At 41.0% G+C, this 16124-nt stretch carries 14 protein-coding genes; 8 read left to right on the top strand and 6 right to left on the bottom strand.

Annotated features, from left to right (window positions below):
* Window positions 1-25: 25 nt before the first annotated feature.
* Window positions 26-1351, top strand: coding sequence for a UDP-N-acetylglucosamine 1-carboxyvinyltransferase (murA, locus tag ACR2F3_RS00705; protein WP_432708063.1), 1326 nt, complete (start codon window positions 26-28; stop codon window positions 1349-1351).
* A gap of 76 nt (window positions 1352-1427) precedes the next feature.
* Here murA and ACR2F3_RS00700 read toward each other — a convergent pair whose 3' ends face one another.
* The 4 genes from ACR2F3_RS00700 to ACR2F3_RS00685 form a co-directional block, all read right to left on the bottom strand.
* Window positions 1428-2789, bottom strand: coding sequence for a pyridoxal-phosphate dependent enzyme (locus ACR2F3_RS00700; protein WP_432708062.1), 1362 nt, complete (start codon window positions 2787-2789; stop codon window positions 1428-1430).
* Between the two features lie 150 nt (window positions 2790-2939).
* Window positions 2940-4031, bottom strand: a complete 1092-nt coding sequence (gene dprA, locus ACR2F3_RS00695) for a DNA-processing protein DprA (protein WP_432708061.1) — start codon at window positions 4029-4031, stop codon at window positions 2940-2942.
* Window positions 4032-4091: 60 nt separating this feature from the next.
* A complete protein-coding gene (gene rsmG, locus ACR2F3_RS00690) occupies window positions 4092-4724 on the bottom strand; it encodes a 16S rRNA (guanine(527)-N(7))-methyltransferase RsmG (protein ID WP_432708060.1) in 633 nt (210 codons plus the stop codon).
* Window positions 4715-5836, bottom strand: a complete 1122-nt coding sequence (locus ACR2F3_RS00685) for a glycosyltransferase (RefSeq protein ID WP_432708059.1) — start codon at window positions 5834-5836, stop codon at window positions 4715-4717. The genes rsmG and ACR2F3_RS00685 overlap by 10 nt, the downstream gene beginning before the upstream one ends.
* Window positions 5837-5968: 132 nt before the next feature.
* Between ACR2F3_RS00685 and tgt the strand changes: the two genes are divergently transcribed.
* The 5 genes from tgt to ACR2F3_RS00660 all read left to right on the top strand — a co-directional run bounded on the left by tgt (window position 5969) and on the right by ACR2F3_RS00660 (window position 13038).
* On the top strand, window positions 5969-7099 hold the full coding sequence (gene tgt / locus ACR2F3_RS00680) for a tRNA guanosine(34) transglycosylase Tgt (RefSeq protein ID WP_432708058.1): 1131 nt from the start codon (window positions 5969-5971) through the stop codon (window positions 7097-7099).
* Complete coding sequence (locus ACR2F3_RS00675) at window positions 7100-8203, top strand: LptF/LptG family permease (RefSeq protein ID WP_432708057.1); 1104 nt, start codon at window positions 7100-7102, stop codon at window positions 8201-8203. It abuts the gene before it with no gap.
* A gap of 2 nt (window positions 8204-8205) precedes the next feature.
* Window positions 8206-9102, top strand: a complete 897-nt coding sequence (locus ACR2F3_RS00670; protein WP_432708056.1) for a DMT family transporter — start codon at window positions 8206-8208, stop codon at window positions 9100-9102.
* An 846-nt stretch (window positions 9103-9948) separates the two neighbouring features.
* Window positions 9949-12759, top strand: a complete 2811-nt coding sequence (locus ACR2F3_RS00665) for a TolB family protein (protein WP_432708055.1) — start codon at window positions 9949-9951, stop codon at window positions 12757-12759.
* 3 nt (window positions 12760-12762) lie between these two features.
* Window positions 12763-13038 carry a hypothetical protein gene (locus ACR2F3_RS00660; RefSeq protein WP_432708054.1) on the top strand — a complete coding sequence of 92 codons (276 nt, stop codon included), beginning with the start codon at window positions 12763-12765 and terminating at the stop codon, window positions 13036-13038.
* Window positions 13039-13041: 3 nt separating this feature from the next.
* On the opposite strand, the gene ACR2F3_RS00655 is transcribed toward ACR2F3_RS00660, so the two are convergent.
* A complete protein-coding gene (locus tag ACR2F3_RS00655) occupies window positions 13042-13467 on the bottom strand; it encodes an OsmC family protein (RefSeq protein WP_432708053.1) in 426 nt (141 codons plus the stop codon).
* A gap of 7 nt (window positions 13468-13474) precedes the next feature.
* Window positions 13475-14278, bottom strand: a complete 804-nt coding sequence (gene ispE, locus ACR2F3_RS00650) for a 4-(cytidine 5'-diphospho)-2-C-methyl-D-erythritol kinase (RefSeq protein WP_432708052.1) — start codon at window positions 14276-14278, stop codon at window positions 13475-13477.
* Window positions 14279-14478: 200 nt separating this feature from the next.
* Here ispE and ACR2F3_RS00645 point away from each other — a divergent pair, with 200 nt between their 5' ends.
* Both ACR2F3_RS00645 and ACR2F3_RS00640 read left to right on the top strand, forming a co-directional pair.
* Window positions 14479-15273: a thymidylate synthase gene (locus tag ACR2F3_RS00645; RefSeq protein ID WP_432708051.1), complete on the top strand. Its 795-nt coding sequence runs from the start codon at window positions 14479-14481 to the stop codon at window positions 15271-15273.
* Window positions 15270-15755: a dihydrofolate reductase gene (locus ACR2F3_RS00640; protein WP_432708050.1), complete on the top strand. Its 486-nt coding sequence runs from the start codon at window positions 15270-15272 to the stop codon at window positions 15753-15755. The genes ACR2F3_RS00645 and ACR2F3_RS00640 overlap by 4 nt, the downstream gene beginning before the upstream one ends.
* Window positions 15756-16124 lie beyond the last annotated feature (369 nt).

The raw sequence follows: 16124 nt of genomic DNA, 5'->3' as shown, positions 1-16124 counted from the left end.
TACCAGCTAAAGAGAAAAAAGAAACATGAATGCATTTGAAATAATAGGTGGTAAAAAATTAAAAGGAGAAATTCATCCTCAAGGTGCGAAAAACGAAGCATTACAAATCCTTGCAGCCGTATTACTAACAGAAGAAAAAATAACCATCAGCAATATACCTGATATTAAAGACGTCAATAAACTTATTGAGTTACTAGGCGATCTTGGTGTAGCTGTAGAACGCCTATCAAAAGACACCTATACTTTTGAAGCTAAAAATATTAACCTCGATTACTTCCTGTCTGATACTTTTAAAGCCAAAGGTGGTGGCTTAAGAGGCTCCATTATGATTGTAGGCCCTCTTTTAGGTCGTTTTGGAAAAGCAGCCATTCCTAAACCGGGTGGTGATAAAATTGGAAGACGAAGATTGGATACCCACTTCCTTGGATTCGAGAAACTGGGCGCAAAATTTATTTACGACAGTAAAAAGGAATTTTTTAACGTTGATGCTACCAATCTAAAAGGTGCCTATGTATTATTGGACGAAGCTTCGGTAACCGGCACAGCGAATATTGTAATGACTGCGGTGTTGGCTAAAGGATCAACCACTATCTATAATGCAGCTTGCGAACCTTATTTACAGCAGTTATGCAAAATGCTTAACCGCATGGGTGCAAAAATTTCGGGAATAGGTTCCAACCTGTTAACGATTGAAGGCGTAACCAGACTTGGCGGTACAGAACACCGTATGTTGCCGGATATGATTGAGATAGGTTCGTTCATTGGTCTTGCGGCCATGACTGAATCAGAAATCACCATCAAAAACGTTTGTTATCAGGAATTGGGTATTATCCCGGAGGTATTTAAAAAACTGGGTATCAAGTTTGAATTAAGGGGTGATGATATCTATATTCCTTCTCAAAAACATTATGTCATTGAATCTTTTATCGATGGCTCTATGTTAACAGTGGCCGATGCGCCATGGCCAGGTTTTACACCTGATTTATTGAGTATTATCCTTGTTGTAGCTACCCAAGCAAAAGGAAATGTATTAATACATCAGAAAATGTTTGAAAGCAGGTTGTTTTTTGTTGATAAGTTAATCGAAATGGGTGCACAGATTATTCTTTGCGATCCACACCGTGCAACGGTGAATGGTATCGATAAGGCCTACAAATTACGTGGTATCAGCATGACTTCTCCAGATATTCGTGCAGGTGTTTCGTTATTAATCGCTGCTTTATCTGCAGAAGGCACTTCTACTATCTATAATATTGAACAGATTGAACGCGGTTACCAGGATATCGACATCCGATTACGCGCATTAGGTGCACAAATCAGACGGGTTGAAGGTACAGGGCCTGGTCATTAAAACTAAACTAAACTATAAGACATAAAAAAAGCCCTTAAAAAGGCTTTTTTTATGTCTTATTAGTTTGGCACAGTAATTAGGCAGAAATTGCATTAATGATATCGTACTGAGTGATAATATCAATCTTGCCTTCTTCAACCTCAACCAATACCGCACTGTTTTCTTTGTTAATCAGGGATGAAATCCTATCGATGGAAGTATTCATATCTACAAACGGAAAAGTAGCCGTCATAATTTCCTGTACAGGTGCCGATTTCAAGGAAGGATTCTCCATTAAAGCCCTTAAAATATCGCTTTCCGCTAATTTACCAACCACCATACCTTGTTGTGTTACCGGTATCTGAGAGATATTTAAGGTATTCATATTGTTGATAGCTTCAAGAATTGTCTTTTGGCAATCGATGGTAATTATCTCCTGCTGCTCCTTTTTAGCGAGAATACTGCTTGCAGTTAATTTCTCATCCTCCAAAAAGCCGCGCTCACGTAACCAGTCCTCATTGAACATTTTACCCATATAACGACTTCCATGATCATGGAAAATTGCAACCACTACATCTTCTGGTTTCAATTTATCCTTTAACTGTAATAGACCTGCTATCACAGAACCTGAAGAGTTACCCGCAAAAATACCTTCCTTACGGGCGATATCCCTGGTCATCAAGGCTGCATCTTTATCTGTTACTTTTTCAAAAAGATCAATAACATCAAAATTAACGTTCTGTGGTAAAAAGTCTTCTCCAATACCTTCAGTGATATATGGATAGATTTCATCTTTGTCTAGAATTCCGGTTTCTTTATATTTCTTAAATACAGACCCGTAAGTATCTATACCCCAAACCTGTATGTTAGGATTTTTCTCTTTTAAAAATTTACCAATACCAGATGCTGTACCACCGGTACCAACGCCTACTACCAGATGTGTAATTTTCCCTTCTGTTTGCTCCCAAATTTCGGGACCTGTTTGTTCGTAATGCGCCTGAGTATTGGATAAATTATCATATTGATTCGGTTTCCAGGAGTTAGGTGTTTCCTTTTCTAACCGGGAAGACACAGAATAGTAAGAACGTGGATCTTCAGGTTCAACGTTAGTTGGACATACCACTACTTCGGCACCAAAAGCACGTAAAGCATCTACTTTTTCTTTCGATTGTTTATCAGTGGTGGTAAAGATACACTTGTAACCTTTAATAATGGCAGCCATAGCAAGCCCCATACCCGTGTTGCCGGATGTTCCTTCAATGATGGTTCCACCAGGTTTTAGTTTACCACTTTTCTCCGCATCTTCAATCATTTTAATCGCCATGCGATCTTTGATGGAGTTTCCAGGGTTAGTAGACTCTATCTTAGCAAGTACCGTTGCCGGAATCTCTTTAGTAACGCTATTCAATTTAACCAACGGGGTGTTACCGATAGTTTCTAAAATATTATTATACCACATGTTACAAAAATACGAATTGCCCCTTAGAATTCTATTTACAAAAAGAAATTTAGAATTTAATTCGTGTTAAATGACATTGCGCAAATAAAATTTTAATCTACTTAACCAATAGAGTTATTAACAGGCATATTTAGAAGTATGTCAGAATATTTAATGAACCTTATACCGTTTACCGGGAAGCGAAATAAGCAAACCTTGCATTTCCAGGTTCAATAAATGGATAGCGAGTTTGCCTTGAGGGATGGCAGACTTAGAGGCCAGTTCGTCTATGAGTAAGGGTGCAGACTTTAACAAGTCCATTACCCTTGCTTCTTCTGGCGACAAACCAAAAAGTAATTGCTGTTGAGCCGGCTCCTTTGGTTCTTTAACGTCATCCCAGCCAAGGTAATAGAGTAAGTCCTTTGGCGCATTGATCAGTGCTGCCCGATTGGTTTTAATCATAAAGTTACACCCCTGCGAATAAGGATCGTTTACCCTGCCGGGAAATGCGTACACATCGCGGTTGTAGGAATTTGCGAGTTCTGCCGTAATCAAGGCACCCCCTTTGATTGTAGCTTCCACCACAAGTGTAGCATCGGAAAGGCCTGCGATAATGCGATTTCGTTTAGGAAAATTCTCTCGGTCGGGCATGGTATTGGTAGGAAACTCGCTGAGCAAACCTCCCCTTTCCAGCATATCCTGGGCTATTTGTTTATGGTGATAAGGATAAATGCGGTCCAGCCCATGGCCAAGCACGCCTACCGTTGGAATGTTATTTCGAAGGCTTTCCCGATGGGCGGCGATGTCAATGCCGTAGGCAAGACCACTCACCACCAGCACGCCGTATGTTTTTAAAGTTTCTGCAAGTTCCATACACAGCTGCTTACCGTAAGCCGTAGCCATACGGGTACCCACCACACTTAGCATTCGACGCTGATTGAGGTCGGCAGCACCTTTATAATAGAGTAAAACCGGTGCATCACTGCATTCTTTGAGGCGTTGCGGATAGTCGCCGGCCGTATAAAACAACACTTTAATATCGTGCTTTTCTACGTAGCGTTGTTCTGCTTCTGCCTGGATTAATACGTGCTTGCTGGCAATTTGATTTGCAATAGCTATACCTACCCCCTGAGCCATCAGCAGATCGGAGACAGCAGCTTCAAAAACAGCTTCGGCAGATCCAAAAAATGCTAACAGGTGTTTAGCAGTAGCCTGGCCTACACCAGGTATTAACGTTAGTGCGATTTGATGTGCAATACTCATCAGCTAACGTAATATTATATCCTATATATATCACTACAAAACCGATAAAAAAAAAGAAAATTATTGAGGGATGTACACCACGTATTTAGTATCAAAGAAGTCCTCTTCAAAGTAATCTTTCAGCGGATAAAGTTCTGCTTTCAGCCTGGATTCTTCAATTTCTTCGGCCAGCTCGCCACCTTTTAAATAAAGGATGCCATTAGGAATGGCGTTATTTGAAGTCTTATTGAACTTGCCCTTCACCCATGGATAAAAGTCGATTAAACGTGTAACAGCTCGGGAAACTACAAAATCATATTTACCTGTAACCTGCTCCGCACGCAGATGACTGGCTTTAACATTCGTCAGGCCGAGTGCAGCAGCTACTTCAGTAACCACTTTAATCTTTTTACCGATAGAATCTACCAGGTGGAACTGCGTATCAGGAAATAAAATAGCCAGGGGAATACCGGGAAAGCCGCCTCCTGTGCCTACGTCAAGTACTTTTTCGCCTTTTTTGAAACTGATAAATTTAGCAATACCAAGCGAATGCAGGATATGACGTTCGTATAACTCGTCAATATCTTTTCTGGAAATCACATTAATCTGTGCATTCCAGAAACTGTAAAGGCTATAAAGCTGATCAAATTGGTTGATCTGCTTCTCAGAGAGGTCCTTAAAGTATTTTTGTATGATTGTCGATTTTATTTCCACTGCACTTTTTTAACAAATATAGATAGAATGCCGTTAAACACGAGAAAAATGAATAATAGTATGTCCAGCAAGGGAAACCACCAGGCCAATCCGGCATAATTTAGACGTTTTAACAATTTTGGGTACACTAAACACCTTACCAAGACACTAAAGATAAAAATAGCAAATGCCGGAATCCATAGCGCTTTGAAAAAGCAGGCAGTAATTAAGGCCATATAGAACAGAAACTGAACAATAATCTGTGTGGAAAGAATAAACTTATGTTTGCCCTTATAGAGTTTTCCAGCACCAAAGTGACGCTTTTTCTGTTTAAGGTAATCGCCAAAATGCTCCTTTGGCTCACTCCACATGTGGGTATCTGGATGTATACGTATAGTGGTATTGTGCCGATTGGCATGGGCATTCACAAATAAATCATCGTCACCAGAAGCGATATGCATGTGTGCAGCGAAACCTTTATTTTTGAAAAATAATGATTTCTTATACGCCATGTTTCGTCCAACGCCCATATAAGGCATGTCTTTTAAAGCAAAAGACAGGTAGTTTACAGCTGTAAAAAAGGTTTCAAAACGGATCAATGCATTTAATAAACCACGCTTTTTTACATAAGGAGAATAGCCTAACACAATTTCCTGTGTATCGATTGCTGGTGGTTGCATACCCAGCAACCACTTATCTGAGCTTGGAAAACAGTCGGCATCGGTAAAAACCAACCATTCATTTGCTGCAGCTTTGATACCCATGGTTACGGCAAACTTCTTTCCGGCAATAAACTTAGATCCTTCGCCTACTGTAACTACTTTCAAGTGGGTATATTTATCGGTAAACAATTTTAAAACATCCTTGGTAGCATCCCAGGAGCGGTCGTTCACCACAATTACCTCAAATTCAGGATAATCCTGTTCCAGGATCTCAGGGAGGTATTGCTCCAGGTTTCTGGCTTCATTGCGGGCACATATAATAACACTTAAAGGTTCGGTGGCATCCGCTGGTATATCTTCCACCTTTACCATGCCTAATTTCAGGTGGACAAACAGGGAAAAACTAAGTTGTACAAGTAAACAGAAAACTAATATGCCCAGCAGGCAGATCTCAATAAGCGTCAATTCCACAGTATATTTATAAAAGGTGCCAAATTTCTGATTTTAAATCTGTAATGTTAGCGATGTTGATAAAATAATTAACCCATTAATCTGCTGTTTTTTCCTATTTTTGGCAGATTTTAGTGAAGAGCATTCAGAAATATGAAATTTACCCTAGAGGCGAAAGATACACATTCCAAAGCAAGAGCTGGCACCATTACCACCGCACACGGTGAGATCCAAACACCAATATTTATGCCTGTAGGGACTGCAGGAACGGTTAAAGCGGTTCACCAGCGCGAGTTAAAAGACGATATTGACGCCAAAATTATATTAGGTAATACCTACCATTTATACTTAAGACCAGGACTTGATATCATTGAAAGAGCAGGTGGTTTACACAAGTTTATTGGCTGGGACAGGCCCATTTTAACCGATAGTGGTGGCTACCAAGTGTATTCCTTAAGTAAAGTTCGCAAAATTAAAGAGGAGGGCGTTACCTTTCGTTCACATATCGATGGCTCTAAACATTTGTTTACGCCGGAGTATGCCATGGACATTCAGCGCACCATAGGAGCCGATATTATCATGGCTTTTGATGAATGCACGCCTTACCCCTGCGACTACAAATATGCAGCGAATTCTATCAACATGACACACCGCTGGTTAAAGCGTTGCTGCACCCGTTTCGATACTACAACACCTAAATATGGTTTCGACCAGACCCTTTTCCCTATTGTTCAAGGCTCTGTATATAAAGATTTAAGAAAGAAATCGGCAGAATTTATCGCCTCCATGGACCGCGAAGGTAATGCTATTGGTGGTTTATCTGTTGGGGAACCCGCAGAAGAGATGTACGCCATGACTGAGGTTGTTTGTGATATATTACCATACGAAAAACCGCGTTATTTAATGGGTGTAGGCACTCCTATTAATGTTTTAGAGAATATTGCGCTTGGTATAGACATGTTCGACTGTGTAATGCCTACACGTAATGCCCGAAACGGCATGCTGTTCACTAAAAACGGCATTATTAATATCGGTAATAAAAAGTGGGCAGATGATTTTTCTCCTTTAGAAGCTGACAGTGATCTTTTTGCCGACCAGGTTTATTCGAAAGCTTATTTAAGGCACTTAATGCACTCGAAGGAGATTTTAGGTGCGCAAATTGCAACCCTGCATAACCTGCATTTCTACTTATGGCTGGTTAAAACAGCACGTGAGAAAATTATTGCAGGTGAGTTTTATGCATGGAAGAATAAAATGGTGACTATATTAGGTAATAAATTATAAATGAAGTTTCTCCGAAGCAGGTTCAAGATCATTGACTGGTACATCATGAGTAAGTATCTGGGTACGTTTATCTATACCCTGACGATCTTTGTGGTGATCATTGTGATCTTCGATTTATCGGAAAAATTAGACGATTTCCTAGGGAATAACCTCACCATATGGCAGGTATTCACCCTGTATTATGCGGGTTCCATTCCCTTTTACGTCAACATGCTCTCCCCTTTGATCAACTTCATTGCAGTAATCTTTTTTACTGCAAAAATGGCCGATCAAACAGAGATTGTACCTATTTTAAGTGGTGGGGTAAGCTTTAACCGCTTCCTCCGCCCATACTTCTTTTCTGCCTTTATCATATTCGCCGCTAACCTTGTCAGCAACCTATATATCCTTCCTTATACCAATCAAATTAAGAACAATTTTGAGAACGTATACATGAAAAAAATGGACTCTGCCAGCAAGCAGAACATCCATATGAAGCTTGATGACAACACCTATATCTATATAGAAAGCTTTGATAACCGTACAAAATCAGGTTTCCGTTTTATGCTGGATAATTTTAAAGGTGATGTATTGACCAAGAAACTAGTGGCTGATGAGATCAAATGGGATTCACTTAAACGCTCGTGGAAGCTTACCAACTACACCATCAGGCATATTGACGGCCTTAAAGAAACCTTTATCAGTGGCGGAACTACCCAGAAGGACACCATTCTTGACATGCGTCCAGATGATTTCTCGGTATATGACAATATTTTTGAAAACCTGAGTAACAAGGACTTATCTGAAAAGATTAAGAAAGAATCAATCAGGGGTTCAGGCATTATGAACGACCTGCTATTTGAGCAATATAAGCGTTATCTGCAGCCTTTATCGGCTTTTGTGCTAACGTTAATCGGTGTTGCCCTGTCTTCCAGGAAGGTACGCGGAGGTGTAGGCATCTCGCTCGGCATCGGTATATTCCTGAGTTTTGCATACATTGTTGTAGACCGTTTTGCCAAAATGTTTTCCATCAAAGGAGGTATTCCACCCCTATTAGCGGTATTGTTACCAACCATCTTTTTCGGCTTGCTTGGCCTTTATTTACTTCGAAAAGCACCTAAATAATCATGTCCCAATCTGTTGTTAAATCATCCAACAAGAACCTCTACATCCTGCACGCTACTGTTTTTATCTGGGGTTTTACGGGCATCCTTGGCGCCCTTATCTCTATTGATGCCGTTCAGATGGTGTGGTACCGCGTGTTAATCGCTACAGCGTCCTTATTCCTATATTTTATCTTCACTAAGACCAGCTTAAAAATCACCAAAAAACAGTTCCTGCAGTACTTTTTTACGGGCAGTATTGTAGCCTTACACTGGGTACTTTTCTTCCATGCCATCAAGGTTTCCACCGTTTCAGTCACCCTGGTATGCCTATCTTCTTTTACGCTTTTTACGGCAATTCTGGAACCGCTGATTAAGAAGCAGGCCGTGGAAAAGGCCGATGTTTTCATAGGTATGGTGATCATTCTGGGCATTTATCTGATCTTTAAATTTGAAAGCCAATACACCCTGGGCATTATTTTTGGCCTCTCTGCAGCCCTTGCATCCAGCTTGTTTTCCATCATAAATTCTACGTTAATTCAAAAAAGTGAGGCCAAAATCATAGGCTTTTATGAGATGGCCGGTGCCTTTTTCTGGGTAACTTTGTACCGTCTTTTCGACCAATCACTGGTCACAGAAACCTTTAACCTAAGCCTCACCGACTGGTTCTACCTTTTTATTCTTGGCACCGTTTGTACAGCTTTGGCATACGTTGCGGGGGTATCGGTGATGCGTACTTTGTCTGCTTTCCGCGTAGCCTTAATCACCAATCTGGAGCCTGTTTACGGCATCATTCTAGCCTTCCTTTTCTTCGGAAAACAGGAAGCCATGACCTTTGGATTCTACATAGGAGCGGTCCTGATTTTAGGCTCCGTGTTCCTTTATCCGGTTTACAAAAAGCACAAATTAAAGCAGATTTAACCCAAGTTAACACCCAAAGATTCGCTTCTGAGGAATAAAAAAACCTTATTATATTGACTCTTGGTATACCGCCAATATGCCAGATAACTTATTATTGAATAAAGGGAGAGTAACCTTTGCCAGCTGCATCTACACAACTGAATACTTGGCTTTGCCTGTGCGTCATTCCAAATTAAAACCACAGCATCAACAAAAATTACCCACCACCCAGTATTGCAAAATCCCATATAAAACCTGTTTATTCTACACCTTTTCACTCCAAATATGGTGAGACTTAAAACCAGTATTTTATATTAACTAACGCTAGTTTACCCAATTAGCTAGAGAAAAAACCACCCATTATACAACTTAAATTAACAAGTAATCGCCTGATTGGAGTAGCGAACTGCTCCATATTTTCCAAGTAAAATTCAGCAAAAAAGAACGGTCCACACGTTGGAAAACTTAAAAAATCATTTGTCAAGAATCATAAAATCTACCAGAAGCTACAATTAAGCGTCTATTTTTCTCCTTAAATAAAGCTCCTAGATCACGAGACTACCGCCTTAAAAACCCAATAAAACATGTAAACAATTTGCCTATATTACACCAAAATTATTCACCTGTATTATACATCATTAGTGTAATAATCAACTATTTTAAACACAATAAATCAACAAGACATAAATAGATAAAAAACCAACAAAACAACAACATAAAACGCATTTATTATTTACAACTACTAATGTGAAGTATAATATTAAAATATATTGTATCAACAAGTTATAAACATTACATAAAATTCTACGAAAGGTAGATTATTCAAATTCAACTTCAAAAAACTAAAATATTTAGTATATCGATTTTATGACGCATAAATCACTTTACAAGACTTTACTTATCACCACATTAACTCTCAGTATTTCAACATTTATTTCACATCACACATTTGCTCAAGTTTTTGGCGGAGAACAAAACCCCCTTAGTGTAGATTGGCGTCAAATCAATCACCGCGGATTTCAAATTATTTACCCTACAGAACTTGAAAAAGACGCACAAAGAATGGCCAACACCATTGGCAACATTTACCCTTTCGATGCAGCAAATTTTGGTCTGAAGAAAACCTCCCTCCCTATCCTCTTCCAAAACCGCGGTGTGGTAGCAAATGGCTTCGTTGCCCTTGCCCCAAAACGGTCGGAATTCAACACTACCCCGCCGCAGTATTTCGACAGTCAAGACTGGCTCAACAACCTCGCTGTTCATGAACTTCGGCATGCGGCACAGTTCGACAAACTCACCAACAAACTCTCCTTCCCCATGATCCAGGAAATCTATTTCGCCTGGATGGGTGCCAGCATACCCCTCTGGTTTTTTGAAGGTGATGCAGTAACCATCGAAACTGCACTCACCAAAAGTGGCCGTGGCCGCCAGCCTTCCTGGATCATGCCTTACCGCACCCTGCTACTCGAAGGAAAAAATCCTTCTTACAGCAAAGCCAACTTCGGCTCCGACAAAGACATCGCACCTGGTTATTATCAACTCGGTTACTTGATGACCGCCAATCTCAGGAAGAATTTTGGTGCAGCTGTTTTGGACAGCCTCCTTACTGACATCCGCAAGCGACCACTCCGGTTCTATCCATTTTCTTCGAGCCTGAAAAAATTCACCGGCAACACTTCCAAAGAGTGGTTCGAAAAAACACAGGAAGAGATAAAAAACCAATGGGAAAACCAGGACCGTCAGAGACACTCGGCCGCCTACCCCAGCCTCAATAAAAAAGCAACTTACGCCACAGACTATTTTTTGCCAAAGCGTTTGCCAGACGGCAGCATCCTGGCGCTGAAACAAAGCAAGGCCGAGACCGCACATTTCGTGATCATCGACAGCAATAAAAAAGAAAAAAGATTATTTGGAATCGGCTACCAGGAACAAGCATGGTTCAGTTACGCCAACGGCATACTGGTATGGGATGAGGTTCGTTATGACCCGCGTTTCAGGCAGCGCAGTTACAGCGTCATTTGTGTGTACGACTTTCGCACCGGCAAGAGCCACAAGCTTCTGCCGCGGACCCGCCTCTTCTCCCCTGCCCTATCCACCGACGGAACAAAAGTGATTGCTGTACAAATTGACCTTAGCAACAAAGCCGAGTTGGTGGAGATCGAACTCAACAGTGGCAACATCATTCACACTTATCCCAATCCGCAAACCCTGATGCTGCAAAGTCCGTCCTTCCATCCCGATGGAAATCGAATCACCTACATCGGTTTGAGCGAAAAAGGCAAGTCGATCTGGACAGCGGAGAAAAACCAGTCAGCTATACAGGTTTTGGCCGAAACGAGACAGCAAATCAATAGACCACAATTTACACACCAAGGAGTCGCTTTTAACGCCCATTACAGCGGACTTGACAATATTTACTACTTAGACCTCACCTCAGGTGAGATAAGCGCTCTAAGCGAAGCAAAATACGGTGCTTTCAACGCGTCTTTTAGCCAAAATTCAACAGAAATGCTTTTTAACAACTTCGGTCTTCAGGGATACGCAATTGCAGCCACTGTGTTCAACCCCCAAAAGATCGAAAGCAGCAACTTTGTTTTTTTCGCGGAAGCCGCCGTTGCTCAGGAAAACAATACGGATATTTTTGCTGATATCCCCGACAGCACTTTTATTTCCAGGCCTTATAAAAAACTGGGTCACCTCATAAACTTTCACAGCCTGTCGCCGGTCATCGAAAATGAGTACGTCGGAGGACTCCAGTTAAAATCGAACAACCTGCTGAGCACGGCCAGCATTTACACTGGAGCCAATTACCACAGTGACCTGGGGCGCTTCGAATACCAGGCCGGCATCAGCCTTAAAAGTTTTTACCCCATCATTAACCTCAGTTATGAGAACCGGCCGGTCAGAACTTTTTACACCAGCAATAAAATCCGGAGACAGGGCGATTGGCGCGAAAATCAGGTTAGGCTAAATGCACAGGTTCCACTTAACCTGCAATCGCGCGACGACTACTATAATTTTTCGTTCGGCGTGGGCACCAGTTTAACCACACGGTACATGCCCGAGAACCTGCCGGCGAATTTCACTCAATCCTTGAATTTTCCCATGGAATACCGCTTCACCATTTCTCATGGAAAAAGGCAGGCGGCAAGAGATGTTGCGCCAAGGTGGTCACAAATTTTCAGGCTCAAATATTTCAACCAACCCTTTGATCAGAAATTAATCGGCGAGCTTTTTTCCATAGAGAATTTCTTTTATACACCAGGTGTGGCTAAAAATCATTCCTTCCTGGTCAACTTCAATTACCAGCATGTAACAGGTGTGCATCGTTTCGCTACAGCCATCAACCGGGTTTACGGCTATAACAACATTTTAGCAAAATCTCCTTTAAAAAACACGTTGTTGTTTAATTATCGATTTCCCATTGCTTTCCCCGATGCAGAGCTTGGGCCGCTGGCTTATTTCAAAGACCTGCGTGCTACTTTATTCTGCCATTACGAAAACTTTGGGATAGAAAGCAATGTTTATGAACCGAAGACTTACGGTTTCGAACTGCGCAGTAACATGAACCTGCTGCGTTATGACGTTAATGTCGACTTTGGAGGAAGAATGGTCTTTGTGAATAAAGTATACCGCCAAAACCCTATCTTAGAACTCATTTTTAACTATAGCTTTTAAATTATGCGAAGCAAAACAATTTTCATCATCATACTAACTGCCCTCTTCACCATTTTTTTAATGATGAACACTGATGCGGTTGAGTTCAACTTTATCTTTGCAAAAGCAGACATCTCTAAATTAGTCGTAGTTGGTGTTTTTACCCTTCTGGGATTTATTTTAGGCTATTGGGTAGCCAAACCTAAAACAGTTATCAGCAGTTACGACGATCATCAAAGCGCGCTACCTGCCGACAATAAAAATACTTTAAGTGACGAAGACCGTGATTATATCAGTTAAGCTTTAGAAAGCCACCGGATGTAACGCATAGGTAAAGGTAATGGTAGCCGAACGTCCCAGGATGTTCGATACCGAGCAATATTTTTCAAAAGTTAAGGCTAAAGCCCTTTCTACCTTTTTTTCGTTCAGGTCACCATAGAGGTCAAAGTGAATCTTAATGGAATCAAAAATTGGAGGCATCTCCACAGTTTTCCGCGTGGCCTGGATGTTAATCCTGATGTCGGCCAGTGGTTCTTTTTGTTTATTGAGCACATTGACCATGTCAATGCCACTGCACCCTCCTAAACCCACCAGTAACATTTCCATAGGACGGAAGCCCCGGCCTGTACCGCCAATCTCTGGTTTTGCATCCAGCTCTACTGACTGACCAGCCATGTTAGTAGCTTCAAAATTGAATTTATCGTTTTTACGAATCAAGTTGATTTCCATACTTCAGTTAAACGTTATAAAATACGTGATTGTCCTTTTCTAGTTCTGGTAAACGCGTTTCTTTTTCAAAAAGCGCGTACACTGCGGAACCACTGCCACTCATTAGGGCAAAAGTTGCCCCGGCAAGATACAGGGAATTTTTCAGTGCAGAAACTTCTGGAAAGGCCTTGCTAATGGAATCTTCAAAATCGTTATACACGGAAGTCCGCCATGAGGCTACAGGCAATTTAATTAAATCTTCCAGAGCCACTTCAGGCATGGACGGTTTCACACAGGCATAAGCCTCTGCGGTAGAAATAAACACCGGAGGTTTAACCAACACTTTGTAATAAGCAGACAAATCAAGGTCTACAGGCGCCAGCTCATCGCCTATCCCCTTAGCAAGTGCCGCCTTATTTTCAACAAAGAAAGCACAATCTGCACCAAGACTGCTGGCATAAACCTGCAACTGCGCCACCGTTAAACCCAATTGGAACTTATCATTTAACAATTTCAGTGTAAATGCAGCATCTGCGGAGCCACCACCCAAACCAGCCCCTATAGGAATATTTTTCAGCAGACATATTTGTTGGGGTGGCAAATCAAAATCCTCCGCCAACATGTAGTAGGCCTTTAAACAGAGGTTATCCTTTTCCGCACCCGGCAACGTTAGGCCCTTAATCACACAATGTGTGGTCGCGGCATCAATTATTTCAACCACATCATATAATTTAACGGGGTAAAAAACCGTTTCGATGTTGTGGTACCCATCTTCCCGTTTTTCCGTAATATTTAAACCGATGTTAATTTTGGCATTTGCAAATGCAAGCATGTATTTATTTTAGCTATGTAGCACAAACTTATATATTTTATTTTTATTCAGATTCCTTATTACAATATCACGTTTGTGATATTTTTTATTTGATTAATGGTTATCAACCATTTTTAATAATAGTTTTGTGGTAAGATGGGCTGATCGCCTATTTGTACAGTTAAAACAACAAATCTTCCACAGGAGGTGAAAACAATAGCATGAAACAATATTTAGATTTAATACAACTGGTACTGAATCAGGGCGCTGAGAAGCACGACCGCACTGGCACAGGTACTGTAAGTATTTTTGGCCACCAGATGCGCTTTAACCTTCAGGAAGGTTTCCCATTGGTAACCACAAAAAAGCTTCACTTAAAATCTATCATTCACGAGCTGATCTGGTTTTTAAGCGGTGACACCAATATCAAGTACTTAAAAGACAATAACGTCAAGATATGGGATGAGTGGGCTGATGAAAATGGCGACCTTGGGCCGGTATATGGCTCACAATGGCGATCATGGCCTACACCTAACGGCGGCCACATTGATCAGATTGCAAAAATCATTGACACCATCAAAAGCAATCCTGACTCCCGTCGCATTATTGTATCTGCATGGAACGTTGCCGAGATTGATAACATGGCCCTACCTCCATGCCACGCTTTTTTCCAGTTTTATGTAGCCGATGGCAAACTAAGTTGCCAGCTCTACCAGCGCAGTGCTGATATATTTCTGGGTGTACCTTTTAACATTGCCTCTTATGCCCTGCTTACGATGATGGTGGCACAAGTATGTAATTTACAGTCCGGCGATTTTATACACACCCTTGGCGATGCACATCTATACAACAACCACATAGACCAGGCAAAACTGCAATTAAGCAGAACGCCAAAGCAATTACCGATAATGAAGATAAATCCTCATGTAAAAGATATTTTCAATTTCACTATTGACGATTTCACCTTAGAAAATTATGATCCACACCCACATATAAAAGGAGCTGTAGCCGTATGATCCTGTCCATAGTAGTCGCCATTAGTGAAAACAACGCTATTGGTAAAGACAACAAGTTATTGTGGCACCTACCAGCCGATCTCAAGCACTTCAAAGAAACTACCTCGGGCCATACCATTATTATGGGCCGTAAAACCTACGAATCCATTGGCAGGCCACTTCCCAACCGCAGGAATATTGTAATTACGCGCAATAGTGAGCTGGCCCTGGAGGGTGTAGAAGTTTATAACGGCATGGAGCAGGCTTTAACACAATGCAGAAACGAAGCTGAAGTGTTTATCATTGGAGGCGCAGAGATTTATAAGCATGCCCTAAAACACGCCAGCAAGATCTACCTGACACGGGTTCATGAAACCTACGAAGCAGATACATTTTTCCCCGAACTTGAGCCTGAATCATGGACTGAAACTCAGGTAGAACACTATCAGCCAGAGGCTAAAAACCCGGTTGCATACACTTTTTCAATACTTCAACGCAATTAGTGTATCAACTCTGATAAAAACTTTAATAAGCCGGCCTATTAATTAAAAAATTAATTAGATTTGCCGACTTGTTAAAAAAATATATAGCATATAGACAAATAATTACGAACAAAAATGCAAGGTAAAGGTTTTATTAAATTTCTGGCAATACTATTAGGTATCGTCTGTGCGTACTCTCTATCGTTTAACCTGGTTACATCAAACGTAGAAAAAAACGCTAAAGCGTATGCCAAAGGAGACCCGCTAAAAGACAAACAAAACATGTGAAGATGGAGAAACATTTTATTAAGCAAAACCTTGAAGAGGTTCATTTTACTTTTGTGAAATCAAGACCAACTAGGTAATATTCCATTAGATTTTCTTATGACT

Origin of the sequence: Pedobacter sp., from assembly GCF_045627485.1 — a bacterium.
GTDB lineage: Bacteria > Bacteroidota > Bacteroidia > Sphingobacteriales > Sphingobacteriaceae > Pedobacter.
The sequence above is the reverse complement of the archived record's forward strand: the minus strand, read 5'-3'. Positions and strand labels throughout refer to the sequence as shown.

Excerpts from the sequence above, each read along its gene's own strand:
- ACR2F3_RS00675 (WP_432708057.1), top strand. The coding sequence starts at position 7,100 with ATGAAGTTTCTCCGAAGCAGGTTCAAGATCATTGACTGGTACATCATG.
- ACR2F3_RS00660 (WP_432708054.1), top strand. The coding sequence starts at position 12,763 with ATGCGAAGCAAAACAATTTTCATCATCATACTAACTGCCCTCTTCACC.
- ACR2F3_RS00645 (WP_432708051.1), top strand. The coding sequence starts at position 14,479 with ATGAAACAATATTTAGATTTAATACAACTGGTACTGAATCAGGGCGCT.
- ACR2F3_RS00665 (WP_432708055.1), top strand. The coding sequence starts at position 9,949 with ATGACGCATAAATCACTTTACAAGACTTTACTTATCACCACATTAACT.
- tgt (WP_432708058.1), top strand. The coding sequence starts at position 5,969 with ATGAAATTTACCCTAGAGGCGAAAGATACACATTCCAAAGCAAGAGCT.
- ACR2F3_RS00700 (WP_432708062.1), bottom strand. The coding sequence starts at position 2,789 with ATGTGGTATAATAATATTTTAGAAACTATCGGTAACACCCCGTTGGTT.
- dprA (WP_432708061.1), bottom strand. The coding sequence starts at position 4,031 with ATGAGTATTGCACATCAAATCGCACTAACGTTAATACCTGGTGTAGGC.
- ispE (WP_432708052.1), bottom strand. The coding sequence starts at position 14,278 with ATGCTTGCATTTGCAAATGCCAAAATTAACATCGGTTTAAATATTACG.
- murA (WP_432708063.1), top strand. The coding sequence starts at position 26 with ATGAATGCATTTGAAATAATAGGTGGTAAAAAATTAAAAGGAGAAATT.
- ACR2F3_RS00670 (WP_432708056.1), top strand. The coding sequence starts at position 8,206 with ATGTCCCAATCTGTTGTTAAATCATCCAACAAGAACCTCTACATCCTG.
- ACR2F3_RS00640 (WP_432708050.1), top strand. The coding sequence starts at position 15,270 with ATGATCCTGTCCATAGTAGTCGCCATTAGTGAAAACAACGCTATTGGT.
- ACR2F3_RS00655 (WP_432708053.1), bottom strand. The coding sequence starts at position 13,467 with ATGGAAATCAACTTGATTCGTAAAAACGATAAATTCAATTTTGAAGCT.